General features: G+C 62.3%; 24 protein-coding genes. 12 read left to right on the forward strand and 12 right to left on the reverse strand.

Annotated features, from left to right (window positions below; all coding sequences use genetic code 11):
* Positions 1-27 precede the first annotated feature (27 nt).
* From B0G71_RS13720 to B0G71_RS13730, 3 genes are read left to right on the forward strand one after another with little or no spacing between them, the layout of a single operon-like run.
* The gene (locus B0G71_RS13720) at positions 28-774 is read left to right on the forward strand and encodes an energy transducer TonB (RefSeq protein WP_116142411.1); all 747 of its coding nucleotides are present in this window, start codon (positions 28-30) and stop codon (positions 772-774) included.
* 26 nt (positions 775-800) lie between these two features.
* A complete protein-coding gene (locus B0G71_RS13725; RefSeq protein ID WP_116142412.1) occupies positions 801-1532 on the forward strand; it encodes a MotA/TolQ/ExbB proton channel family protein in 732 nt (243 codons plus the stop codon).
* Between the two features lie 16 nt (positions 1533-1548).
* On the forward strand, positions 1549-1968 hold the full coding sequence (locus B0G71_RS13730) for a biopolymer transporter ExbD (RefSeq protein WP_116142413.1): 420 nt from the start codon (positions 1549-1551) through the stop codon (positions 1966-1968).
* 353 nt (positions 1969-2321) lie between these two features.
* On the opposite strand, the gene B0G71_RS13735 is transcribed toward B0G71_RS13730, so the two are convergent.
* Positions 2322-3311, reverse strand: a complete 990-nt coding sequence (locus tag B0G71_RS13735; protein ID WP_116148589.1) for a LysR family transcriptional regulator — start codon at positions 3309-3311, stop codon at positions 2322-2324.
* Between the two features lie 122 nt (positions 3312-3433).
* Between B0G71_RS13735 and B0G71_RS13740 the strand changes: the two genes are divergently transcribed.
* The 4 genes from B0G71_RS13740 to B0G71_RS13755 all read left to right on the forward strand — a co-directional run bounded on the left by B0G71_RS13740 (position 3434) and on the right by B0G71_RS13755 (position 5813).
* The gene (locus B0G71_RS13740) at positions 3434-4312 is read left to right on the forward strand and encodes a pirin family protein (protein WP_116116444.1); all 879 of its coding nucleotides are present in this window, start codon (positions 3434-3436) and stop codon (positions 4310-4312) included.
* Between the two features lie 138 nt (positions 4313-4450).
* Positions 4451-4849: an OsmC family protein gene (locus B0G71_RS13745; RefSeq protein ID WP_116116442.1), complete on the forward strand. Its 399-nt coding sequence runs from the start codon at positions 4451-4453 to the stop codon at positions 4847-4849.
* 24 nt (positions 4850-4873) lie between these two features.
* Entirely contained in the window at positions 4874-5356 is a 483-nt protein-coding gene (locus B0G71_RS13750) for an SRPBCC family protein (protein ID WP_106285027.1), read from the forward strand.
* 193 nt (positions 5357-5549) lie between these two features.
* Complete coding sequence (locus tag B0G71_RS13755) at positions 5550-5813, forward strand: hemin uptake protein HemP (protein ID WP_116116440.1); 264 nt, start codon at positions 5550-5552, stop codon at positions 5811-5813.
* Between the two features lie 289 nt (positions 5814-6102).
* Here the strand turns inward: B0G71_RS13755 and B0G71_RS13760 are convergent, their stop codons facing one another.
* From B0G71_RS13760 to uvrB, 5 genes are all read right to left on the reverse strand, one after another.
* Positions 6103-7509: a 4Fe-4S binding protein gene (locus tag B0G71_RS13760; protein WP_116142414.1), complete on the reverse strand. Its 1407-nt coding sequence runs from the start codon at positions 7507-7509 to the stop codon at positions 6103-6105.
* Positions 7506-8351, reverse strand: coding sequence for an FTR1 family protein (locus B0G71_RS13765; protein WP_116142415.1), 846 nt, complete (start codon positions 8349-8351; stop codon positions 7506-7508). The genes B0G71_RS13760 and B0G71_RS13765 overlap by 4 nt, the downstream gene beginning before the upstream one ends.
* A gap of 75 nt (positions 8352-8426) precedes the next feature.
* Positions 8427-8759, reverse strand: a complete 333-nt coding sequence (locus B0G71_RS13770; protein WP_106285048.1) for a cupredoxin domain-containing protein — start codon at positions 8757-8759, stop codon at positions 8427-8429.
* Between the two features lie 154 nt (positions 8760-8913).
* On the reverse strand, positions 8914-9462 hold the full coding sequence (locus B0G71_RS13775; RefSeq protein WP_116142416.1) for an iron transporter: 549 nt from the start codon (positions 9460-9462) through the stop codon (positions 8914-8916).
* A gap of 328 nt (positions 9463-9790) precedes the next feature.
* Positions 9791-11884, reverse strand: coding sequence for an excinuclease ABC subunit UvrB (gene uvrB, locus B0G71_RS13780; protein WP_116142417.1), 2094 nt, complete (start codon positions 11882-11884; stop codon positions 9791-9793).
* 454 nt (positions 11885-12338) lie between these two features.
* On the opposite strand from uvrB, the gene B0G71_RS13785 reads away from it, so the two are divergent.
* Positions 12339-13538 (forward strand): amino acid aminotransferase, encoded by a 1200-nt coding sequence (locus tag B0G71_RS13785; RefSeq protein WP_116142418.1) that lies wholly within the window; start codon positions 12339-12341, stop codon positions 13536-13538.
* Positions 13539-13761: 223 nt separating this feature from the next.
* Here B0G71_RS13785 and B0G71_RS13790 read toward each other — a convergent pair whose 3' ends face one another.
* Positions 13762-15000, reverse strand: coding sequence for a patatin-like phospholipase family protein (locus B0G71_RS13790; protein ID WP_116142419.1), 1239 nt, complete (start codon positions 14998-15000; stop codon positions 13762-13764).
* Between the two features lie 10 nt (positions 15001-15010).
* Positions 15011-15808: a 3-hydroxybutyrate dehydrogenase gene (locus B0G71_RS13795; protein ID WP_106285035.1), complete on the reverse strand. Its 798-nt coding sequence runs from the start codon at positions 15806-15808 to the stop codon at positions 15011-15013.
* 222 nt (positions 15809-16030) lie between these two features.
* On the opposite strand from B0G71_RS13795, the gene B0G71_RS13800 reads away from it, so the two are divergent.
* Both B0G71_RS13800 and B0G71_RS13805 read left to right on the forward strand, forming a co-directional pair.
* Positions 16031-17002 (forward strand): aldo/keto reductase, encoded by a 972-nt coding sequence (locus B0G71_RS13800; protein ID WP_116142420.1) that lies wholly within the window; start codon positions 16031-16033, stop codon positions 17000-17002.
* 218 nt (positions 17003-17220) lie between these two features.
* Positions 17221-18066, forward strand: a complete 846-nt coding sequence (locus B0G71_RS13805) for a 23S rRNA (adenine(2030)-N(6))-methyltransferase RlmJ (RefSeq protein ID WP_116148591.1) — start codon at positions 17221-17223, stop codon at positions 18064-18066.
* 173 nt (positions 18067-18239) lie between these two features.
* Here B0G71_RS13805 and B0G71_RS13810 read toward each other — a convergent pair whose 3' ends face one another.
* The 4 genes from B0G71_RS13810 to cueR form a co-directional block, all read right to left on the reverse strand.
* On the reverse strand, positions 18240-19283 hold the full coding sequence (locus tag B0G71_RS13810; protein ID WP_116142421.1) for an ABC transporter substrate-binding protein: 1044 nt from the start codon (positions 19281-19283) through the stop codon (positions 18240-18242).
* Positions 19284-19692: 409 nt separating this feature from the next.
* Positions 19693-20043 carry a hypothetical protein gene (locus B0G71_RS13815; RefSeq protein ID WP_116142422.1) on the reverse strand — a complete coding sequence of 117 codons (351 nt, stop codon included), beginning with the start codon at positions 20041-20043 and terminating at the stop codon, positions 19693-19695.
* Positions 20044-20273: 230 nt separating this feature from the next.
* On the reverse strand, positions 20274-20420 hold the full coding sequence (locus B0G71_RS13820) for a DUF3563 family protein (RefSeq protein ID WP_012432419.1): 147 nt from the start codon (positions 20418-20420) through the stop codon (positions 20274-20276).
* A gap of 304 nt (positions 20421-20724) precedes the next feature.
* Positions 20725-21147 (reverse strand): Cu(I)-responsive transcriptional regulator, encoded by a 423-nt coding sequence (gene cueR, locus B0G71_RS13825; protein WP_116142423.1) that lies wholly within the window; start codon positions 21145-21147, stop codon positions 20725-20727.
* 123 nt (positions 21148-21270) lie between these two features.
* Between cueR and B0G71_RS13830 the strand changes: the two genes are divergently transcribed.
* Entirely contained in the window at positions 21271-21510 is a 240-nt protein-coding gene (locus B0G71_RS13830) for a heavy-metal-associated domain-containing protein (protein WP_116142424.1), read from the forward strand.
* A 13-nt stretch (positions 21511-21523) separates the two neighbouring features.
* Positions 21524-22444, forward strand: coding sequence for an SDR family oxidoreductase (locus B0G71_RS13835; protein ID WP_116142425.1), 921 nt, complete (start codon positions 21524-21526; stop codon positions 22442-22444).
* Positions 22445-22529: the final 85 nt, after the last annotated feature.

Here is a 22529-nt window from a genome sequence, read left to right on the forward strand (position 1 = left end):
GCATCGACAGCGCGCCGCCACGTTAACATGCCGGCCTCGCCTATCGTTTCAGCCGGCGCCGTGCCGGCTTCGTCCACCCGACTGAACTCCCGCGTCCTGACCGCAACCGCCGTGGTTGCAGCGATTCACGTCGCGCTGCTTGCGGTGGTCATGACCTTGCGTCATGAGCCCGTGCAGCCCGTGCTCGAGTCGCGCGTCATGACCGCGCAGTTGCTGCCGCCGGCGCCGGTTGCCGCGCCGGTCGCGATTCAGTCGATCGCGCCGCCGCCCCCCACGCCGACGCCGCCGGTTCGCACCAAGCCGAAGGTTCAGCCTAAACCGGCCCCGACGCTCAAACCGACGCCCACGCCTCTACCGGTGGCCGCCGCGCCGTCACCCACGCCCGTCGCCGCGCCCGATCCCACGCCACCCGCGCCACCCGCGCCTGCCGCACCGGTTGCACCGCCCGCGCCTGCTGCTCCGGCGATCGGCCGTCAGACGATGGAGATCAGCGCGCCCAAAGACATATCGCACCTCACGTGCAATATCGTCAAGCCGGATTACCCGGCGCTGTCCAGGCGCCGCGGCGAGACTGGCGCGGTGATCGTGAGTCTAGTGGTCGGCGTGACCGGCAAGTTCGAAAACGTCGCTCTGAAAAAGAGCAGCGGTTTCAGCCGCCTCGACGACGCCGCGCTCGAAGCGGTGCGCGCGAGCGCCTGCCAACCCTATCTTGAGAACGGGCAGCCAGTACGGGTCCCGACCACCCAGCGTTACGACTTCAATCTGAACGATTGAGGCAGCTTTTAAAAAAAGGAATTGCAATGCAAAACTACGGACTGGCGCACGTCTGGGCGCAAGGGGATTTCGTGACGCGCGGCATCGCGCTCGCGCTGTTGATCATGTCGGTGATGTCGTGGAGCGTGATCGTCATCAAAGGCTGGAATGTGATGCGCCTGAACCGCCTCACGAAGAATGCCGAACAGGCGTTCTGGCATTCGGATGATCTCGCCGACGGCGTGAAGAAGCTCGGCGCAGGTTCGTCGACGCCGCAGGACAATCCGTTCCTCGCGCTGGCGCTGTCGGGCCAGGAAGCGGCCGATCATCATCATCAGACGCAGCCCCATCTGCATGACCGCATGGACGTGTCGGACTGGGTCACGCGCTGCCTGAAAGACACGATGGACGAAAGCGTCGCGCGCATGCAGAGCGGTCTCGCGATTCTCGCGTCGATCGGCAGCACGGCGCCGTTCGTCGGCCTGTTCGGCACGGTGTGGGGCATCTATCACGCGCTGCTGGCCATCGGCGCGAGCGGTCAGTCGTCGATCGATCAGGTCGCGGGTCCGGTCGGCGAAGCGTTGATCATGACCGCGTTCGGCCTGTTCGTCGCGATTCCGGCCGTGCTCGGCTATAACGCACTGACGCGCGCCAACAAGGCCTTGGTCGCCAAACTGAGCCGCTTTGCGCATGGCCTGCATGCATTCTTCGTGACGGGCGCGCGCCTGTCGTCGTCCAAGCGCGGCGACGGCCTGCGTCTGGCCGCACGCACGAACTGATCGACGAGGCACTCCGATGGCAATGAGCCCCTTCGCCGGCGACGATGACGACGGCCTGATGAACGAAATCAACATGACGCCGCTCGTCGACGTGATGTTGGTTCTCCTGATCGTCTTCATGGTGACAATTCCGGTGATCCGTCACGCGGTGAAAATCGATCTGCCGCACGCAAGCAGTCAGAAGGAAGACACCAAGCCCGCGCAAGTCACGGTCACAGTCGACGCCGACGGCAACGTCACGTGGGACGACAAGAAGGTCGACGAAGCCGCGCTGAGCGCGAAGATCGCGGAAGCCGCGCAAGCGAACCCGCAGCCTGAGCTGCATCTGGACGCGGACCGCAAGGTCCCGTACGAGAAAGTGGCGCAGGTGATGGCGGCCGCACAGGCCGGCGGCCTCACGAAGATCGGCTTCGTGACCCAGCCGAAAAGCAGGTAATGTGGTGAAAAGCCCTTGAAACAAGGGCCAAAAAGTAAAAGGCCTTCATCGTCAGATGAAGGCCTTTTTTGTGCGCACTCGGCGCCTTCGGGCGGCGGGATCATTTGCCATCGGTCGAAGATTGATAGCTACTCGAATCACCGCATGCGACAGCCGTGATCGACACGGACAGCGCGGTCAGCCCTATCAGGCCGGCTATCATAGCGGCCATGAGTTTCCGCATAAGAGACTCCTTAGCGAAGGGATTTCACTATATGCCCGCGAGCCCGCGCAATCAAGCAAACAGCCATTGAAAGTACTCATGACAGGCCACGCTTAAATGCTAAAAGCGATGCCACGGCCCGTGAGAACTGCTATGACGCGATCGCGAACATCGGCTGCGCAAGCACGACCTTTTCCTCGCGCGTCGGACACTCGCCCATGATGTGCTTACCCTCGTCGGGATCGAGCATCTCGACCAGATAATCGACAAAGGCGCGCACGGCCGGCACCATTCCCTGGCGCGACACGAATACAGCGTACAACTGCGGCGTCGGAAAGGTCCAGCCCGGCATCACCGGCGACAATTGCCCGGCTCGCAGCGCAGCGCCGTACATCATCTCCGGCAACGCCGCGATACCGACGCCGGCGAGCACCGCTTCACGAATCGTCATCAGATCGGCGGTCACGAGGCGCGGTTCGTGTTCGTGCGCGTGACGCGTGCCGTCGGGCGCGATCAGGTTGTAGACGTGGCGCCCGTCGCCGGTCGGCACGTCGAGCGTTTCGAAACCGTTCAGGTCGGCCGGCAGCAACGGCGGCGCGTTCTGTTGCAACAGGCTCGGCGCGCCGACGAGCATCTGTTCCGTTCGCCACAGCGGCCGCACGACGATGTTGGCATTTTCGGGCGGATCGGAGCGCACGCGCAGCGCGACGTCGATCGAATCCTCGAACAGATCGACCACGCGGTTCGTGACGCGCATCACCACGCGCACTTCCGGGTAGCGATGCATGAATTCGGGCAGAATCTGCGACAGGATGGTCTGCGAAACCGTGACCGGCACGCTGACGCGCACCGTACCGCGCGGCGACGAGCGCAGTTGCTGGACGACGTTGACGGCCGCCTGCGCCTCGCTCAGCATCGCCTGACAATGCTGGTAGAACAGTTGACCAGCTTCGGTCAACGCCAGCTTGCGGGTGGATCGCTGCAGCAGCCGCACGCCGAGCGACGCCTCCAGTTCGGTCAGCCGGCGCGACAGGCGCGACTTGGAAATTCCCAGCACGCGTTCGGCGGCGGAAAAACCGCCGTGTTCGACGACCTGCGAAAAATACATCAGGTCATTCAGATTGTGTGAATCGATCTTCATCTCATCGTTCCAGTAATAGAACAATCCATTGCGTGAGGACGGCTGGCACCCCCTAAAACGGTCCCTATAATAGCTCCATGTTTCAAAAATAACGCTATTCCCGATTTTTTGAGGTGACTTTGATGAGCACGACCCGCACGATCGAACGTACCTTTCCGGCCGTTCGCACGACCGAGGGTGGCGGCTTTATCGTCCACCGCCCGTTTCCGACCCGCCTGTTGATGGACTTCGATCCGTTCCTGCTGCTCGACGAAATGGGGCCGATCGACTACGCGCCGGGCGAGGCAAAAGGCGCACCGGACCATCCGCATCGCGGCTTCGAGACGGTCACGTATGTGCTCGAGGGCCAGTTCGGCCATAAGGATTCTGCCGGCCACTCCGGCACCCTGCACGCCGGCGACGTGCAATGGATGACCGCGGGCGCGGGCGTCGTGCACAGCGAGATGCCGGACCCGTCGTTCGTGCGCACGGGCGGACGCGTGCACGGCCTGCAGCTCTGGGTGAATCTGCCGCGTCGCGACAAGATGATCGCGCCGCGCTACCAGGAGATGCCGTCAGCGAGCATTCCCGTGGCGACCTCCGCGGACGGCAAGGTGCGCGTCAAGGTGATCGCCGGCGAAGCGCTCGGCGTTAAAGCAGCAATCGAAACGCGTACACCGATCCTGTACCAGCATTTCTCGCTGCAACCTGGAGCGACGATCCGGCAGCCAGTGCCGGACGACTATCGCGTGTTTGCGTACAGCCTGTCCGGTAAGGGCTTTTACGGCGAAGGCGAAGCGCGTCAGGAAATCGACGCGCAGAAAATGGTCGTGTTTCAGAACGACGGAGACTCGGTGACGCTCACCGCGGGCGCGGAGCCGCTCGAGGTGCTGCTGCTAGGCGGCGTGCCGCTGAAGGAGCCCGTGGTGCGCTACGGACCGTTTGTGATGAACACGGAAGACGAGATCCGCCAAGCCGTCGTCGACTACCAGGCTGGGCGCATGGGCGCGATCACGCATTGAATCGCCAGCGAGCGTGTCGCAGCTAAGGCGCGAAGGCCGGTAAATTCGTTCACAATAGCAATTCAGGCCGCGCGCCACGCCGTTCACTGATAACGGGCCGTGGCGCGCGGCAATTTCCGTCCCTGTTCAGGAGCGCGCATGGCAGAGTCCACCGTCACCGCCCACATCGGCTCGACGAATTTCCAGGTTCATTTCGACGACGGCAAGCACACATGGCTAGCCGACGAACCCGAGTCGCTCGGCGGCGGTGATCGCGGGCCGACGCCCGTTTCGCTGCTGCTGTCGAGCCTCGGCGCATGCACGTCGATTACGCTGAAGATGTACGCCCAGCGCAAGGACTGGCCGCTCGCCGACGTGCGCGTGACGCTGTCGCTCGAAACCGGCGACGCGGGCACGACCATCGACCGTAAGATCGTGCTCGAAGGCGATCTGTCCGACGAGCAGCGGGAACGGCTTTTGCAGATAGCCAACCAGTGCCCGGTTCACAAGATCCTCACGCATTCGATCACGATCCGTTCGGGGCTCGCCGTCGCTTAAACGCTTTCATAGGAAGCTGTCGTTTTGAATTTCGAACACCTTATCCAGATCAACGACCCGTTGAATCCGTTTGTCGAATCGATGACCCGCGCGCAATTGTGGGAAGGTCTCGTGCTGCGCGCCGAACAGCCGCAGTTGTTCGTGATGGGGCTCGACAGTTGCACGATCCTTTCGCGCGAAGGCAACGTACTCGAACGGGAATTGCACTACGGCCAGGCCACGGTGCGCGACCGCGTCACGCTCGAGGAAAGCCAGAGCGTGCGCTACGACATTCTGCCGACGGCCGACTACGTGGGCGGCTCGCTCACCATGACCATCGAGCAGCCGGACGAGTTGCAGTTGTTCCTGCGCTTCGAATACGCGACCACGCTGCCCGAATCGACCGATCCGGATGCGCATCAGACGCAGGAGATCGTGAAGTCGGCGTATCGGGAGAACGATATCGACACCGTTCGGCTGATTCGTCAATACGTGCAGGCGAAGCAGGAGCCCGGCACGTTGCATTGAACATCGCGCGGGCACCGCTGCCCGCCATCGAGCGCAAGACCGCCGAACGACCTGGCGGTCGTTTTCCCGACCCTGTTCCGCCCTAAAGCCTCTCTCACTATCGAAACTCAAATCCGATCAATTTCTCTTTCTTGTAAATAGGAATAGTTATCATTTAGAATTAGTCCATCGAATCGACTAACAGCTAAAACGAATGACCGATCTCACGCGCCCTTCCACACTCAGCCTGCGCCGCCCGGCTGCCGCGCTGACCAGCCGTCCGAAAACGTCGACGGCAACGGTGACCGGTCAGAAACCCGGCGCGTCGGATCGCACCAACGGTTCGGGCGAGACGTCGCAGCGGGTCGTTCACAGCGACGCTTTGCTGCAAGGACATAGCCACGTCAGCATCGTCCATAACGGCGAGACCTACCAGCTGCGGGCAACGCGCTTAGGCAAGCTGATCCTGACGAAGTAGGAACGAACAGCAGTTAGTACCGGGTATTGTGGGGACCACCTCCCAGAGAGGTGTTGGGCAGTAGCCAGCCACGACGGCTTGCACGTGAGAACTAGACCCCTTCGTGCAGACACCAAGCCAGCCGTCGCAGCAAGCCAGGCCGCTTTTTTGGTTCTCACTCGATACGGCGACACGCTTGAACGTGCGTCGATCATGCGAAAAATGAAAAAGCCGTGGGATGATTTCATCTCCACGGCTTTTTGTTTGGGCAGGCGCGGACTACTGCAAGCGCGCTAATGCGTCGAATGAGTTACTTGGAAGCCCAGCCCCAGAACATCAGCCACCACGCGCTGTCGACCACGGCCAGTGCCGCGGCGAACCACACCATCGCGAGGCCGCGTTGAACGAAACGCTCGCTGTAGCGGCGCGTTACGAGCCAGGCGAGCCATGCGCTCCACAGGTTGGCAATCGCCAGAATCGCGATACGCATATCCGACGCCCACCACAACGACAGATGCTCCGCGCGCAGCAGCGACAGCGTGGTCGCGGACAGGCCGAGAAACACGCCCGCGCCGGCAATCGGAATCAGTCCTTGCGTCAAATGATGCAGACGCACGCCATCGAAGCGCCCCAGCATGCGCGTCGCGCCCATCAGCAGCACTAGCAGCACGGTGCCGTACACCAGCGCCGTGGCAAGGATGTAGCCGATCAGCATGGTGCCGTCGAGCCACGAGAAGACGTCGTTCTGCTCGGGGTAATGCGTGAACAGGAACCACGGCGCGTTGGTGTCGAGCGGCCATGTGATGTCGTGATCGACCAGCCAGTTCGCGAGGAAAATCTTCAGATCGACGAACCAGCGCGACGCGGTCCAGTGGAACGCGCCGATCGCGATGCCGAGCAGGCCGTACAGGATCAACGCGGTGTCCCACGGGTTGGCCTGCTTGTCGCCCAACTGCACCACTTCCGACGACGGCGCGCGCCACGTCAACGCAATCGCGTCGCGGTGGCCGCTGCAACGGCCGCACATATGGCAATCCGATGCGCCCTTCATGTTGCGCAATGGCACGAGCGGCGCGCAATTGATCGGAATCACGCGATGCCCATGCTCGCCGTTCTTGTACGAACGGCGCCATGCCTCTTCATCGACTTTGTAGTGAAACGGCGCGAGCCGCGCCAGAAGCGAAAAAACCCCGTTGACGGGGCAGAGATACTTGCACCAGACACGCTTCTCACGCCCGTAGAGCAAGCCGATGATCATCGCCGCGAAGGTCGAGCCGCCTAACACCAGCAGCACGGCTTTCGGATACTGGTAGACGCTCACCATCTGTCCGTAGATGGTGGTGATGCCGAAGGCGACGAACGGCCAGCCGCCCCAGCGCATCCAGCGTGGGATCGCCCAGCCTCGCCCGTACTTGCTGGCGAATTCGGCGAGCGCGCCTTCGGGGCACAGCACGCCGCACCAGACGCGGCCGAGCATGACCATCGAGAGCAACACGAACGGCCACCATATACCCCAGAACACGAACTGCGCCGCGAGCGTCAGGTTGTTCCACAAGTGCGCCGAGTCGTCCGGCAGCGGCATCACTGCCGGCACCAGAATGAGAAACGCGTACACCGCCACCACGACCCACTGAATGCCGCGAATCGCGGCACCGTGACGCTGCATCCACTGCCCGGCCGCGGCGAGGCGGCCCGGGCGGGTCATTACCGTACTCATGCCGTGCGCCCAGCGGCTTGTCGTGCCGGCTTGCGATTCGCGCGGCGCAGCAGCAGGTAGACCACGCCCCAGTAAGCCGCATAAGCGATCAGATTCATCAGCGCCGGGTGAGCGCGATAGCCGGTGAGCGTGGCGACCAGCGAACCGAAGGTGCTCGAATCGTCGAGGATCGCCGACGAATTCCAGATCTGGCCGACGATGGTCGGCAGGATTTCCTTGTCGATCAGCTTGTCCACACCGGTCTGAAACAGACCCGCGCCGAGGAACAGCAGCATGATTTCCGTGATGCGGAAAAAGAGCCGCCACGAGAAGATCTTGCCGCCCAACTGCAGGATATAGAAGGTCAGGAACGCCAGCGCCAGACCGATCACGACCGCGAGCATCTGGCTGGCGCCCACGTGACCCGACTGGCCGAAGCCGAGTCCGTACAGAAAGATCACCGTCTCGCTGCCTTCACGCGCGATCGCCAGGGCCACCAGCAACGCGACACCCCACCAGTTCGAATCGCGCTGGCTTTTCTGCAGCGACTGTTCCATGTCGCGCTTGAGCGTGCGGCCGTGCTGCTTCATCCACAGCACCATCTGCACGATCAGCACGCAGGCGACCAGCACCATCGCGGTCTGGAAATAATCCTGCGCGTCGCCGGAGAGCACTTCGGTGAAACCGACCAGCGCGGCGCCGAGCGCTACCGCCGCAATCAAACCGGCCGCCACGCCGCCCCACAGGTACGGCAAACCGCGGCGCGCGTCGTCGTCGCCATTTTTCAGCCACGCGTACAGGATGCCGACGACCAGCAACGCCTCGACACTTTCCCGCCACACGATGAATAGAATCTGCCCCATCAAGCTCTCCCTCTGCCCTTCTACTGCTTGTGCGAACGACGGGCCGTTCACGGCCTGCACTCGCGTTCCAAGCCCTTACTTCGCGACGATGACGCCCTGCGCCTGCTGGTGGAAATCGTCGAAAAACTTGTACTCGCCCGGTTCGAGCGGCGCGATCACAACGAACGAATCCGCGCCCGGCGCCAACACCTTTTCTTTACGCAACTGCACGCTTTCGAATTCGGCCGCGCCTTTGCCCGTGTTGCGCACTTCGATCTTGATGCGCTGCCCCGCCGGCACTTCGATGCGGGCCGGGTTCAGCTTGCCGTCGTTCATTTCCAGCTTGAAGGTCGGCAGGTCGGCTGCATGGGCCGCGCTTGCCAGCAAAATCGTGGCGGCGAAGGTCGCGATCTTTCGGTTGATTCTCATTAGCCCTTCCGGAAAACGCAGCGCGTTGGCGGTCGACCGCCGACGCGCCGTCTGCTGCACTGGCTCGTTCAGCCTCGTTCGGTCACTCATTGACACTCGCTGATCACCCGCGCACGCGCGGCCACGCGTGCTCGCGCGCGATGATGCGCGGCGATCAGTAGCCGCCCTTCTTGCCGATGCCGGCATAGGCGAAGTCGTATTCGAGGGTGATCGGCTTGAACCACGGACCCACGCCGGTTTCCTTGTCGACGTGGCGGCCGAACGCCATATGACCTGTTTGCATCGGCGCTTCGACGATCATCTTCAGGTGGTACTTGCCCGGGCCTTGCAGCTTGACGTTGTCGCCGTAGTGCGGGCCGTCGTTGGCGACCATCGCCATCAGGTCGCCCTTTTGCGTCTGAGTCGAACCGGCCTTCGTCAGTTCATAGTGCACTTGCAGATACGGCATCCAGTCGCCTTCCGCGAAACCGGTCGGATTGTTCTTGACCGCGTGAATGTCAGCTTCGAGGTGGATGTCCGAATCCGAGGCTTTGCGCATCATGCCTTCGGGTTCCATCGTGATCGGCTGCAGATAGACCGCGTTGATTTCCATGCCGCCGTGAATCTGCTGTTTGCCGATGGGATATTCCGCCGCCGCTGCCGAGAAAGCCGCGACCGCGGCCACCGCTGCCGCGCCGCCACGTACAAATGAAGAAATCCGCATTGAAACTCCTTGTTTTTATCAGACTGGAATCGAACCCATTGGAACAGTGCGTCGCGCACGCCTTGCGATGCAGCGGCGCATGAGCGCCCCGATCGATCGCCGGCGGGCTGGCCGTTACGAACGTTAATGCGAACCATTCTCAATATTGGTCGAGTTTATCATTGATCGCGAGGGAGAACAAATGAGAGCGCGCGGCAAGCCTTGTGGCAGCAGGGTCTTAAGGCAGACTTAAGGAAGCGCTGGGGAGGAAGTGAGGCGATGGCGGGCGAGTGCCCGGCATGGATTAACCGGGCGCGGCGCATTGCCGCGCCCCAGGCGCGCGGACGACTTAATCGACGCCCGACACGTGATCGCCGACGTTCGCGCCGAACACGCGCTGGCGCAGCAACGCGAGCTGGTCGCGGGTCTGCGCGGCCTTCTCGAATTCGAGGTTCTTGGCGTGCTCCATCATCTGCTTTTCGAGACGCTTGAGTTCCTTGGCAAGCTGCTTCTCGGACATGTCCTCGAATTTCGCGCGCGCCTGCTGTTCCTTCAGTTCGGCGCGGGCGTCGTCGACGTTGTACACCCCGTCGATAATGTCGCGAATGCGCTTGACCACGCCGCGCGGCGTAATGCCGTTCTCCAGGTTGAAGGCAATCTGCTTGTTGCGCCGCCGTTCGGTTTCGTCGATGGCGCGGCGCATCGAGTCCGTGATCTTGTCTCCATAGAGAATCGCCTTGCCGTTCACGTTCCGCGCCGCCCGGCCGATGGTCTGGATCAGCGAGCGCTCGGCGCGCAGAAAGCCTTCCTTGTCCGCGTCGAGAATCGCGACCAGCGACACTTCCGGAATATCCAGCCCTTCGCGCAACAGGTTGATCCCGACCAGCACGTCGAAGGTGCCCAGACGCAGATCGCGGATGATTTCCACCCGCTCCACGGTGTCGATGTCGCTGTGCAGATAACGCACCTTGACCCCGTGGTCGGCCAGAAACTCGGTCAACTGTTCGGCCATGCGCTTGGTCAGCACCGTGACCAGCACGCGGTCACCCACCTTGACGCGCTCGTTGATCTCGCCGAGCACATCGTCGACCTGGCTGCGCGCCGGGCGCACCTCGATTTCCGGATCGACGAGGCCAGTCGGACGCACCAGTTGCTCGGCCACCTGACCTGCTGTCTTCTGCTCGTAGTCCGCCGGCGTGGCCGATACGAACACAACCTGACGCATCTTGCGTTCGAACTCGTTGAACTTAAGAGGCCGGTTGTCGAGCGCCGACGGCAATCGGAAACCGTAGTCGACCAGATTTTCCTTGCGCGCGCGGTCGCCGTTGTACATGCCGTTCAGCTGGCCGATCAGCACGTGCGATTCGTCGAGCAGCATGAGCGCGTCCGAGGGCAGATAGTCGACCAGCGTAGGCGGCGGCTCGCCCGGCGCCGCGCCGGAGAAGTGCCGCGAGTAGTTCTCGATGCCCTTGCAGAAGCCGAGTTCCTGCAGCATTTCCAGGTCGAAGCGCGTGCGCTGTTCGAGCCGCTGCGCTTCGACGAGCTTGCCGCCGCTATAGAAGAATTCGAGCCGCTCGCGCAGTTCGGCCTTGATCGTTTCGACCGCGCGCACCACGGTATCGCGCGGCGTCACATAGTGCGACGACGGATACACCGTGAAGCGCGGAATCTTCTGGCGCACGCGGCCCGTGAGCGGATCGAATAGTTGCAGGGTTTCGATTTCGTCGTCGAACAACTCGATGCGCACCGCCATCTCGGCATGCTCGGCCGGGAAGATATCGATCGTGTCGCCGCGCACGCGGAACGAGCCGCGCTGGAAGTCGGCCTCGTTGCGGTTGTACTGCATGGCGATCAGACGCGCGATGATGTCGCGCTGGCCGAGCTTGTCGCCGGTGCGCAGCGTCAGAATCATCTTGTGATATTCAGACGGGTTGCCGATACCGTAAATGGCCGACACGGTGGCGACGATCACCACGTCGCGCCGCTCCATCAGACTCTTGGTGGCCGACAGCCGCATCTGCTCGATGTGCTCGTTGATCGACGAATCCTTTTCGATGAACAGATCGCGCTGCGGCACGTACGCTTCCGGCTGGTAGTAGTCGTAGTACGAGACGAAGTACTCGACCGCATTGCGCGGGAAGAACTCGCGGAACTCGGAGTAGAGCTGCGCGGCGAGCGTCTTGTTCGGCGCGAACACAATGGCCGGGCGGCCGAGCCGCGCGATCGTATTGGCCATCGTGAAGGTCTTGCCGGAACCGGTCACACCGAGCAGCGTCTGGAACGAGAGGCCATCTTCGACGCCTTCGACGAGCGTGTCGATCGCCGTGGGCTGGTCGCCGGCGGGCGGATACGGCTGGTAGAGCTGGAACGGCGAGCCTTCGAATCGGACAAATTTGGATTCGTCCAGCGTTTCGTCGGCTTCAGTCAGATGTTGTTCGGACATGGGGGCGGTACCGGGCCTTGGGGGCAAAGAACTATTCTAACGGGTTGCGTGAATCGAAGATCGAGCGGGTCTGCGTAGGGTTTTGGGGAGTTGCGCGGGCAGATGCGGACGCAATGGTGTGGCCCTTTGGGCGCAGTTGCACGACATTGGCTCACGACGACGGAACTGCCGCCACGAGCCTTGATTTCGCCGGCTGCGGGCCGCTTTCCGGCTTTCTCCAGGCGGCTTGGCGGGGAGCCCCGTTGTTGCCAAGTGGCGCCGGAGTGCCTGTTTTTCAAGCAAAAAATTCCCTACGAGCGGCGTTGCCGTCCGAAAAACGGCCGCGAATTCGTTACAATGCGAAGTTGCGCTCGGTCGCCGCCGCCCGCAGCGCGTCCACGTTTTGCGCCGGACGCCGCTGGGCCGGCCGTCCGCGATCGGAGCCGCCCTCTTCTCACTACTGCTGCCACCCATCATGTCTCTGTTCTCCGCCGTCGAACTTGCTCCCCGCGACCCGATTCTGGGCCTGAACGAAGCCTTCAACGCCGATGCGCGCACCACCAAGGTCAACCTTGGCGTCGGCGTGTATTTCAACGAAGAAGGCAAGATTCCGCTGCTGCGCGCCGTGCGCGACGCCGAAAAGGCTCGCGTCGAAGCTGCGCTGCCGCGCGGGTATCTGCCGATCGAAGGCATTGCCGCTTACGACGCCGCCGTGCAGAAACTGCTGCTCGGCAACGACTCGCCGCTGATCGCAGCGGGCCGCGTCGTGACCGCGCAGGCATTGGGCGGCACGGGCGCGTTGAAGATCGGCGCGGACTTCCTGAAGCGCCTGAATCCGAACGCGAAGGTCGCGATCAGCGATCCGAGCTGGGAAAACCACCGTGCGCTGTTCGAAAGCGCAGGCTTCGAAGTCGTGTCGTATCCGTACTACGACGCGCAAACCCACGGCGTGAATTTCGACGCCATGTTGAGCGCGCTGAACAGCTACGCAGCGGGCACCGTCGTCGTGCTGCACGCGTGCTGCCACAACCCGACCGGCGTGGACCTGAGCGTCGAGCAATGGAAGCAGATTGTCGAAGTGGTCAAGGCGCGCAACCTGGTGCCGTTCCTCGACATCGCTTACCAAGGTTTCGGCGACAACATCGAAGCAGACGCTGCAGCCGTGCGTCTCTTCGCCGCGTCGGAACTGAACGTGTTCGTGTCGTCGTCGTTCTCGAAGTCGTTCTCGCTGTACGGCGAGCGCGTCGGCGCGCTGTCGGTCATCACGGCGAGCAAGGAAGAAGCCGCTCGCGTGCTGTCGCAACTCAAGCGCGTGATCCGCACGAACTACTCGAACCCGCCAACGCATGGCGGCTCGGTGGTCGCGGCCGTGCTGGCCTCGCCGGAACTGCGCGCCACGTGGGAAACCGAACTGGCTGAAATGCGTGACCGTATTCGCGCCATGCGTAACGGTCTGGTTGAACGCCTGAAGGCTAGCGGAGTGGATCGCGATTTCAGCTTCGTGAACGCGCAACGCGGCATGTTCTCGTACTCGGGTCTGACGGCGCCGCAAGTGGACCGTCTGCGCGAAGAGTTCGGCATCTACGCCGTGAGCACGGGTCGCATCTGCGTGGCCGCGCTCAATACGCGCAATCTCGACGTGGTGGCCAATGCGGTCGCTCACGTGTTGAAGTAAGGTGCTGGCGGGCGCGGGCATTCATTGCACGCGCTCTGCTGCGAATGATTGCGGAAACGGCGCCCTTTTCAGGGCGCCGTTTCTATTTGTGGCCCGATTGCAGTTTGCAACGTGCCTGCTGCTTGTTGCTTGTTGCTCGAACAAAGCCGCTTTCGATACCGCAAGGACTGCCACAATTGCCGCGCCGCGCTTCGGTCACGCGGCGCTTAGGCTCGTCGCTCTTTCAGCGCGCATCCCGATGGATATCGTGCGTGACAAAGCCCGCATCGTTATCCGGCATGTCGAGCCACTCGGGTTGCGCGAGCGAATGGCGGATGTCTTCCAAACCGCTTTGCCAATGTTCGCGCATCGTCGACAGGCCGAACTGAAAGTCCTTGTAGTGCCCTTCGTATTCCTTGTGCCGGTAGATCAGATGGACCACGTTGTAGCGCTTCGAACACGACAGATCCTCGGCTAACTTGCACCACGGATCGTCACGCTGATCGGACGGCACGCGATCCAGCACTTCGCGCAACACGTGCCGGAAACGCTGCGACCGCTGCAGCATATCGGTCACGAGACGCGTGCGGCTCGAATACTGAATGTCTTTCATGCGCCCTTGGACGTCGGTGATATTGTCCGGCACCGGTCCGATCGCGCTCCAGAGATCGACCTGAAAGGCCAGCGTGTCGCGACGCGGCGTGGACTGGATCACCTCATAGAGCGGCGTGTTCGACATCAAGCCGCCGTCCCAGTAGTACTGACCGTCGATCTCGACCGCCGCGAAGCCGGGCGGCAACGCGCCTGACGCCATGAAATGCTCGGGCCTCAGCGTTGTATGGGTGTTATCGAAGTACGCAAAATTCCCCGTGCCGCAATTGACCGCCCCCACCGAGACGCGCATTTCTTTCGAATTGATCCGGTCGAAATCGCAGAACGCTTCGAGCGTGGCCTTCAACGGCGTGGTGTCGTAGTAGCTGGCCAATTGCGGCGGCCCGGACACCGTGGGCAACGGCGGCGGAAAGCGCGGCACGAAAAAGCCCTTCTGCCCTTCGACGATGGCGCCCACGGCTTGCGTTGCCGTAAAGGCCTTGCGTATGGCGTCGCTGGAATTGAAGAGCGCGTGCTCGATAAACGCAGGCAACGGCGGCCCGAAGGCGGGCTGGCAAATCGTTTCCCAGAATTGCAGCAGCCGTTCAACCCGCTTTTCGGGCGGATTGCCGGCGATAATCGCCGTATTCAACGCGCCGATCGAAATGCCCGCCAGCCAGTTCGGCTCGATCCCCGCTTCGTAAAGTCCCTGAAAAACACCCGCCTGATAGGCGCCTAATGCGCCGCCCCCTTGCAGCATCAAGGCGACGGTTTCGTACTTGGGCAAGTGGAGATGCCGGCCGGGATGCGCGGAGGGCGCCGGACCGGCGCCCTCGCCTTCCCCGTCGCCGGGCGCGCCGACGCGCGCCCGCTTGAGATTGCGTTGCGCCATAGGCACCTCCTTATTGCATGTACCAGCCGTGGCTCACAATAAAGGACTGGCCGGTCAGCGCCGCCGTCGGGAAGGTAGACAGGAACAGCACCGTTTGCGCGACGTCTTCCACCGTGGTGAAGACGCCGTCGACCGTGCCGCCCAGCATGACGCGCTTGATCACGTCTTCCTCGCTAATGCCCAGTTCTTTGGCCTGTTCTGGAATCTGCTTGTCGACGAGCGGCGTGCGCACGAAACCCGGACACACCACATGTGAGCGCACGTTGTGCTTGGCGCCTTCTTTGGCGAGCACGCGCGAGAGTCCCAGCAGTGCATGCTTGGCCGTGACATAAGCCGATTTGAGCGGTGACGCTTCGTGCGAGTGGACCGAGCCCATGTAGATCACGATGCCGCCGCGATCGTCCTTGTACATGTGCTTGAGCGCCGCCTTGGTGGTCAGGAACGCGCCGTCCACGTGGATTGCCTGCATCTTCTTCCAATCCGAAAACGAGTAATTTTCGATCGGATTGACGATCTGAATGCCGGCGTTGGAAATAAGAATATCGACCGAGCCAAGTTCCGCGGCCACTTTGTCGATGCCCTGATTGACGGCGTCTTCGTTCGTGACGTCCATCGCCACGCCGATTGCCTTGCCGCCGCCCTTTTTGATTTCCTCAGCGACGGCGTTCGCGCCGTCCTGATTCAGGTCGGCGATCGCGACAGCCGCGCCTGCTGCGGAAAGAGTCAGCGCAATCTGCTTGCCGATGCCGCTTGCGGCGCCGGTAACCACGGCGACTTTGCCACTCAGATTCGTGTTCGTTGACGACATCCAGAACCTCCATGCAGTTGATGACAATGAGACCACGGGCCGCGGGCGGCGTGAAGTCAGCCAAACGGCATAGACCGTTCGGCTGAATGCTGCACTGCGGCCGACGCTGCTATTGTGCATGAACCGTGTGAACTCCACCGGTTAAAAGCACGTCGAAACGTATCTCTTTAAACTGGACGTTTTCGGCGGGATTCCGGTGGCATCACCAACAAGGAGGCATGCATGAATTATCGACGTCTGGGCCGTTCCGGCCTGCAGGTCAGCGAACTGTCCATCGGCTCGTGGGTCACCTACGGCAATCAGGTGGACACCCACGCGGCGCGCGAATCGCTCGCGGCCGCGCGCGACGCGGGTGTCAACTTCTTCGACAACGCCGAGGTGTATGCCGGCGGCAAATCCGAAGAAATCATGGGCCAGGCGCTCAAGGAACTGGCGTGGCCGCGCGTGAGCTACGTGGTGTCGACGAAATTCTTCTGGGGACTCGCGGAAGCGCCGAACCAGTACCACACGCTGAACCGCAAATATCTGCTGAACGCAATCGACGCGTCGCTCAAACGGCTGCAACTCGACTATGTCGATCTCGTGTTCTGTCATCGTCCGGACCCGAACACGCCGGTGGAGGAAACCGTCTGGGCCATGAGCGACATGATCACCCGCGGCAAGGCGCTGTACTGGGGCACGTCCGAATGGAGCGCCGATGAAATCCGCGCCGCTTACGACATCGCGGAGCGGCATCATCTGCATAAGCCGGTCATGGAGCAGCCGCAGTACAACCTGTTCCATCGCAACCGCGTCGAGCAGGAATACAAGCGGCTTTACGAGGATATCGGCCTCGGTCTGACCACCTGGAGCCCGCTTGCATCCGGCTTGCTGACCGGCAAATACCGTGACGGCGTGCCGCCCGACAGCCGCGCGCAATTGCAGGGCTACGACTGGCTGCGCACGCAGGTCACCGACGCGGGCAAGAACAACGTAGTCGGCAAGCTCGGCAAAGTGGCGGACGAGTTGGGCTGCACGATCGGCCAGCTTGCGATCGGCTGGATTCTGAAGAACCCGAATGTCAGCACGGTGATCACGGGGGCATCGCGGGTCGAACAGATCGGCGAGAACATGAAGTCCGCCGAGGTGGCCGAGCGCATCACGCCGGAGATCAAAACGCGAATCGAGGAAATTATCGGCGACGCGCACGACTGACCGGACTCGCGTGAGCGCGTAACATGGCCGTGGCAGCCTCGCGGCCATGGTCGCGTCACGCGTGCAATCCGCTGTCATGCACGGTGCGCAACGCGGCGTCGCGTACAATACGCGACCGCGCTGCACACCGGCGCCGCATGCCCATTGTGCAGCCGCATTGCATCCGCATCGCCGAATCCGCCCTGGAGCGGCATGCCCTCTTTCAGCGTCTCCTCATCATGCTCAGCTACCGCCACGCCTTTCATGCAGGCAATCACGCCGACGTTCTGAAACACGCCGTCGTGTTGCAGCTCCTGCGCTACCTCGGCCAGAAGGACAAGTCCTACTGGTATATCGACACGCATGCAGGCGCCGGCGTCTATTCGCTGAAGGAAGGTTACTCGACCAAGACCGGCGAGTTCCGGACCGGCATCGGCAAACTGTGGGGACGCGACGACCTGCCGCCGATCTTCGCGGACTATGTCGACGAAGTGGGCGCGCTCAATCCGGACGGCCAGTTGCGCTTCTATCCCGGCTCTCCGTATATCGCGTGGCGGCAGATGCGCGAACAGGACCGCATGCGCCTGTTCGAACTACACACCACCGAAATTGACGTGTTGCGCCACAATTTCCGCGACGCGGGCCGTCGCGCCATGCTGTATGCGGGCGACGGCTTCGACGGCATTCTTGCCTTGCTGCCGCCGGCTCCGCGTCGCGCGTTGGTGCTGCTCGATCCGTCGTATGAGGACAAGCGTGACTACATTCGCACGCTGCGCTGCGTCGAAGAAAGCCTGAAGCGTTTTCCGACCGGCACGTATGCCGTGTGGTATCCACAGGTGAGGCGCCCGGAGTCGCAGCGCTTCCCCGAGCAGTTGAAGAAACTGCAGGATAAGAACTGGCTGCACGTGAGCCTGACTGTCAGCAATCCGCCAGAGGATGGTTTCGGGCTCTTCGGCAGCGGCATGTTCATTCTGAACCCGCCGTATACGTTGGCAAAAACGCTGAAGGACCAGATGCCCTGGCTCGTCCAGGCGCTTGGCGAAGATAAGGCTGCGCAGTTTAAGGTGGAGTATCGCGGCGACTGAGTTTTGTGTTGGGCTACGAGATTTTGTTGGCCGCGAGCTTTCTGCAGCCTTCACGTTTTTGCGGCCACTGAGCCGCACGCAGTTGGCGGAGCCGGGCTTAGCGTTGTTTTCGCCCGCCACGCGCGCCCGACGCGCGCGGCCGGTCCGGTTGCTCGGTCAGCCCAAGCCGCCGACTACTTGAACTGGGCCGCGGCCTTACGGGCGAAGTCGTTGGTATATGTCGCGTTCAGGTCGATCTTTTTCGGATCGAGCCGGTTATCGAACGAGGACAATGCGCGCAACGAGGTCGCCGGGCCGTCCGCGGGCATCAAGCCGTCAGGCGAATAAGCGTCGCGCACGTTGTGAAAGGCCTCGACATAAAGCGCAGAGTCGTTGAGCAGATAGGCCGGCGGCACCATCTTCAGCAGATCGGCATCGCTCGCGGACTGCAGCCAGTGATCCGCGCGCACGATTGCGTTGGCGAGCGCTTGCGTCGTCTTCGGATACTTCTGAATGAAATTGTCCGAGGCATACAGCGTCGCCGCCGGCATCGTCCCGCCGAATACCTCCTGCGTGCCCTTCACGGTGCGCGTATCGACCAGCACCTTGATTGCGCCGCTGCGCGCCAGCTTGGTCATCATCGGATCGACGTTGGAGAGCGCGTCGATCTGACCGCCGCTTACCGCCGCGAGCACGGAGGCGCCGCTCCCCACGCCGATCGCCGAAATTTCGTTGCGCTGCACGCCGGCTTTGCGCAAAGCCACGGTGAGCACGAGATCCGTCGACGAACCCGGCGCGCTCACGCCGACTTTCGCGCCTTTGAAGTCCGCGAGCGTCTTGAACTGATCGGCCTTCGATTTCAGCACGGCAACGACGATTTGCGGCGCGCGCCCCATCAACGCAAACGCCCGGTAATGCTGCCCTTTCTCCTGCATGAACAGCGTGTGCTCGAATGCGCCGGCGCCCACGTCGGCGCTGCCGCCTACGACTGCTTCCAATGCTTTCGATCCGCCCGCGAAATCCTCTAGCGTGACGTCGAGGCCTTCGTCCTTGAAATAGCCCAACTGTTGCGCGGCGAGCACCGGCAGATAGTAGAGGCCAGGCAGACCGCCGACTGCCATGGTCAGCGCGGGTTTTTCCGGAGTGTCTTTGGCAAGCGCGGCGCCAGGCAGCGCGGCCAGTGCTAGCAGCGTGACGCAGGCGCAGGCGGCCTGCCGCATCCATTGATTAGTCGGCATTCGATGTCTCCTTGTTCTGTTTTTCGTTCGATGCGGTCGGGCTGGGCTCGATGTCTCGCCCGAGTCGCTGGCGAGAGACCGCGCGCGATGATTGTCGTCGGACGGCTGCGCGTGCGCCATGCGCCCAAACCCCAATGGCGCACGCGATGCGTCGGCGTATGAGTCGTGTCTGCGCTCGCGCCCAGGAGCGCATTGTGATCGTTGATCAAAAAGGGGAAATTGGGTCAATCAGATGCGCGCACGTGCGTCGACGATCTGTCCATGCGCGGCCAGGCATTGACTGAAATGGAAAAGCACTGCCGGAAGCGCTCGCGTCTCCAGCTCTTGCCAAGGTCCACGCACTGGACGATACGGCGGCGGTAGCGGTCCGCCGCGTACGCCGGCTGGGTCTGAAACTGAAAGCGAGCGCCTATTGCGGCCGAGGCACCGGGCGGGGCTGCGGCTGCGGTCGTGGCGGCGGCGTACCTCCGCCTGCTGGCAACTGGATATAAGGCGCAACGACGATCGGGATCGACGAATTCGGTGCCAGTTCGGCCGGCGTCGCAATGGGCGGCGCTTCGACGATCGGCTGATGCGAAAACGGCGCGGTCTGCAAAACGGTTCCGCTCTGTCCGTCGTTGATGCCGTTCTGCGAGTCGAGAATCACCGGCTTACGCGCGCTGGTCGACGCAGCATAAGCAGCCGACCCGGCGAAGATCGAGGTCAGCGAGGCTGCAATGGTCACGGCCAGAATGGATTTGAGCGGGCGGACAGATGGCATGGGCGGACCGGTTGAGTTTGGGAAAGCCGGATTTCGCGGAAAACGCTTTACCTTACCGCGACGGTCGCCGCGAGGCTAGTCGATATTCGCCACGCGTAGCATTCAAACGCCGCCCGACTGCAATTCTCGTAGTCCAGATGTGACAAAGCCCCGTATAGACGGGGCTTGACGCTTTTACTGCCGTGGCTGCGCAATGAGCGCTGCCGGATCAAACGCGATGCCGATGAAACTTACAGCGAGTAGCCGTTGGTTTCGAGCGAACGGATGCGTTGTTCGAGCTGGACGATATCCGACGACGATGCGAGGTAGGCTTCACGACGGGTGCGTTCAGCGGTTTCAAACCAGGTGCTCAGCTTTTCCAGTACGTATGCAAACATGATGTTCTCCAAGGATCAGATTGAATCCCCGGTGGATTGGGCATCAGGGATTTCCCGTAAAAGGGTTAACCCGGATTATAGCCCTATAGTGCAACCTGACTAGTGAAATGCCCGCATGACGTGCATTCCGTTTTGGAATGGTGCACGCGCGTGGTGCGGTCAAGTGATTGATTTAACTCGGGTTGACTTCAATTTGTCGCTCTAGCTCATGCCGCCCCATATTTTTATGCACGATTGCGGTGCAAATACGGTCGCGGTTGCGATAAATCACAGCAAAAGGTTGCACCTTCCGCAAAACACAATCTCAAACAGGATGACAACCCTGCCCCGAAACCAGATCGGTGTCGGCAAGACGTTCGATGATCGGGCAATCAGGACGCTCGTCGCCGTGACAATGGTCGGCGAGGTGCGCTAACGTGTCGCGCATGTCGGTCAGTTCGGCGATGCGGCGATCAAGTTCCGCGACGTGCTCCAGGGCGATGGCTTTCACCTCGGCGCTGGCCCGCGAGCGATCGTGCCACAGTGCCAGCAGCCGTCGAATGTCTTCGATCAGAAAGCCAAGCCGGCGCGCCTGGCGGATGAAGCGCAGCGAGTGAACCTCTTGCCGACCGTATACGCGGTAGTTGGCGCTGGTACGCGATTTCGCCGCCAGCAAACCGACGCTCTCGTAGTAGCGGATCATTTTCGCCGTGAGGCCCGACGCGCGGGCCGCTTCACCGATATTCATGGCCGTTTCTCCAGTGTGTGCGTCGATCGTACACCTTCCCATGGTGGGAAGGTCATCCACGGAATTGCGTATCGGCAGGCATAATTCAACGGTCGCACTATCCATTTTTTCGAGGCAATCCCAATGACGATCGAATTTCAGGTTGAAGGCATGAGTTGCCAGCATTGTGTGACGGCGGTCACGAATGCAATCCGCGAACTTGACGACACCGCGCAAGTCCACGTGGATCTGGCGTCCGGGCGCGTCGCCGTGGAATCGGCGCAACCGGCCGAGACGCTGAAGGCTGCCATCGACGAAGCCGGCTACACCGTGACGGGCGTCGCAAACGGCACGACCAGCAGTTCGCCCGGCGCGGCCCGTTAAGCGAGTTCACGTCATGTTCAAAATTGCCGTCATTGGTGCATCCGGGCTGCTCGGCCGCGCGCTCGTCGCCGAACTGGCGCAGCAGACCGGTTGGCAAGTCGTCGCCACAGCGTTCAGCCGGCCGGTGCCGGGCAAGGTCGCGCTGGATATCCGCGACACGCGGGCGGTCGAGCAGTTCGTCGAACGCGAAGCGCCGGACGCGCTCGTGATTGCCGCGGCGGAGCGTCGACCGGACGTGTGCGAGCATGACCCCGCGCTGGCCCGCGCGCTGAATGTCGATGCGGTGCGCACCCTTGCCACGTCGGCGAACCGGCGCGGCGCATGGACGCTATCGATCTCGACCGATTACGTGTTCGACGGCACGCACCCGCCCTACCAGCACGATTCCGTGCCCGCGCCGCTCAACGCCTATGGGCACAGCAAGCTTGAGGGCGAGCGAGCGCTGACGGAATCGACCGACCTCGGCTGCGTGCTGCGTTTGCCGCTGCTGTACGGCCCCATCGTCAGTTGGGCGGAGTCAGCGGTGACGAGTCTCGTGCCGGCGATCGCCGGGTCGGCCGCGACCGGGAGCAAACCCGCTGTCATGGATGCGTGGGCGATCCGCTACCCCACCTTCACGCCGGACGTCGCGTTCGTGATCCGGCAGATGCTCGAACGGCACGCGCAAGGCGATGCGATCCGCGGCGTCGTGCAATGGTCCGGCGACGAACCGATGAACAAGTATGAGATCGCCTTGCGCCTCGCCGAAGCGCTGCAACTCGACGCGCATCTGACGCCGCAACCTGTGCCGACCGATTCGACGCCTCGGCCGCATAACTGCCACCTGGCATCGACCCGCCTCGAAGCGCTTGGCATAGGCCGGCGCACGCCGTTCGATACGGCGATTCGGCAAGTGTTAGCGGCGTTTCCGTGGCGCGGCGCCGCACAAGCGTAGAACGTTTTGTCTGGCAGCCAGAGCTGAACGCGGCAAGTCGCCCGTGTCGTTATTCGGTCGATGCGCGCCGGCACGACGGCCGTAC

Origin of the sequence: Paraburkholderia sp. BL27I4N3, assembly GCF_003386115.1 — a bacterium.
Classification (GTDB): domain Bacteria; phylum Pseudomonadota; class Gammaproteobacteria; order Burkholderiales; family Burkholderiaceae; genus Paraburkholderia.

What these genes read in the sequence shown, in the direction of transcription:
- B0G71_RS13755 (WP_116116440.1), top strand. Translation starts at nt 5,550, where the DNA reads ATGACCGATCTCACGCGCCCTTCCACACTCAGCCTGCGCCGCCCGGCT.
- B0G71_RS13830 (WP_116142424.1), top strand. Translation starts at nt 21,271, where the DNA reads ATGACGATCGAATTTCAGGTTGAAGGCATGAGTTGCCAGCATTGTGTG.
- cueR (WP_116142423.1), bottom strand. Translation starts at nt 21,147, where the DNA reads ATGAATATCGGTGAAGCGGCCCGCGCGTCGGGCCTCACGGCGAAAATG.
- B0G71_RS13735 (WP_116148589.1), bottom strand. Translation starts at nt 3,311, where the DNA reads ATGAAGATCGATTCACACAATCTGAATGACCTGATGTATTTTTCGCAG.
- B0G71_RS13795 (WP_106285035.1), bottom strand. Translation starts at nt 15,808, where the DNA reads ATGTCGTCAACGAACACGAATCTGAGTGGCAAAGTCGCCGTGGTTACC.
- B0G71_RS13760 (WP_116142414.1), bottom strand. Translation starts at nt 7,509, where the DNA reads ATGAGTACGGTAATGACCCGCCCGGGCCGCCTCGCCGCGGCCGGGCAG.
- B0G71_RS13800 (WP_116142420.1), top strand. Translation starts at nt 16,031, where the DNA reads ATGAATTATCGACGTCTGGGCCGTTCCGGCCTGCAGGTCAGCGAACTG.
- uvrB (WP_116142417.1), bottom strand. Translation starts at nt 11,884, where the DNA reads ATGTCCGAACAACATCTGACTGAAGCCGACGAAACGCTGGACGAATCC.
- B0G71_RS13815 (WP_116142422.1), bottom strand. Translation starts at nt 20,043, where the DNA reads ATGCCATCTGTCCGCCCGCTCAAATCCATTCTGGCCGTGACCATTGCA.
- B0G71_RS13730 (WP_116142413.1), top strand. Translation starts at nt 1,549, where the DNA reads ATGGCAATGAGCCCCTTCGCCGGCGACGATGACGACGGCCTGATGAAC.
- B0G71_RS13720 (WP_116142411.1), top strand. Translation starts at nt 28, where the DNA reads ATGCCGGCCTCGCCTATCGTTTCAGCCGGCGCCGTGCCGGCTTCGTCC.
- B0G71_RS13770 (WP_106285048.1), bottom strand. Translation starts at nt 8,759, where the DNA reads ATGAGAATCAACCGAAAGATCGCGACCTTCGCCGCCACGATTTTGCTG.
- B0G71_RS13745 (WP_116116442.1), top strand. Translation starts at nt 4,451, where the DNA reads ATGGCAGAGTCCACCGTCACCGCCCACATCGGCTCGACGAATTTCCAG.
- B0G71_RS13810 (WP_116142421.1), bottom strand. Translation starts at nt 19,283, where the DNA reads ATGCCGACTAATCAATGGATGCGGCAGGCCGCCTGCGCCTGCGTCACG.
- B0G71_RS13725 (WP_116142412.1), top strand. Translation starts at nt 801, where the DNA reads ATGCAAAACTACGGACTGGCGCACGTCTGGGCGCAAGGGGATTTCGTG.
- B0G71_RS13765 (WP_116142415.1), bottom strand. Translation starts at nt 8,351, where the DNA reads ATGGGGCAGATTCTATTCATCGTGTGGCGGGAAAGTGTCGAGGCGTTG.
- B0G71_RS13820 (WP_012432419.1), bottom strand. Translation starts at nt 20,420, where the DNA reads ATGTTTGCATACGTACTGGAAAAGCTGAGCACCTGGTTTGAAACCGCT.
- B0G71_RS13835 (WP_116142425.1), top strand. Translation starts at nt 21,524, where the DNA reads ATGTTCAAAATTGCCGTCATTGGTGCATCCGGGCTGCTCGGCCGCGCG.
- B0G71_RS13805 (WP_116148591.1), top strand. Translation starts at nt 17,221, where the DNA reads ATGCTCAGCTACCGCCACGCCTTTCATGCAGGCAATCACGCCGACGTT.
- B0G71_RS13775 (WP_116142416.1), bottom strand. Translation starts at nt 9,462, where the DNA reads ATGCGGATTTCTTCATTTGTACGTGGCGGCGCGGCAGCGGTGGCCGCG.
- B0G71_RS13785 (WP_116142418.1), top strand. Translation starts at nt 12,339, where the DNA reads ATGTCTCTGTTCTCCGCCGTCGAACTTGCTCCCCGCGACCCGATTCTG.
- B0G71_RS13740 (WP_116116444.1), top strand. Translation starts at nt 3,434, where the DNA reads ATGAGCACGACCCGCACGATCGAACGTACCTTTCCGGCCGTTCGCACG.
- B0G71_RS13790 (WP_116142419.1), bottom strand. Translation starts at nt 15,000, where the DNA reads ATGGCGCAACGCAATCTCAAGCGGGCGCGCGTCGGCGCGCCCGGCGAC.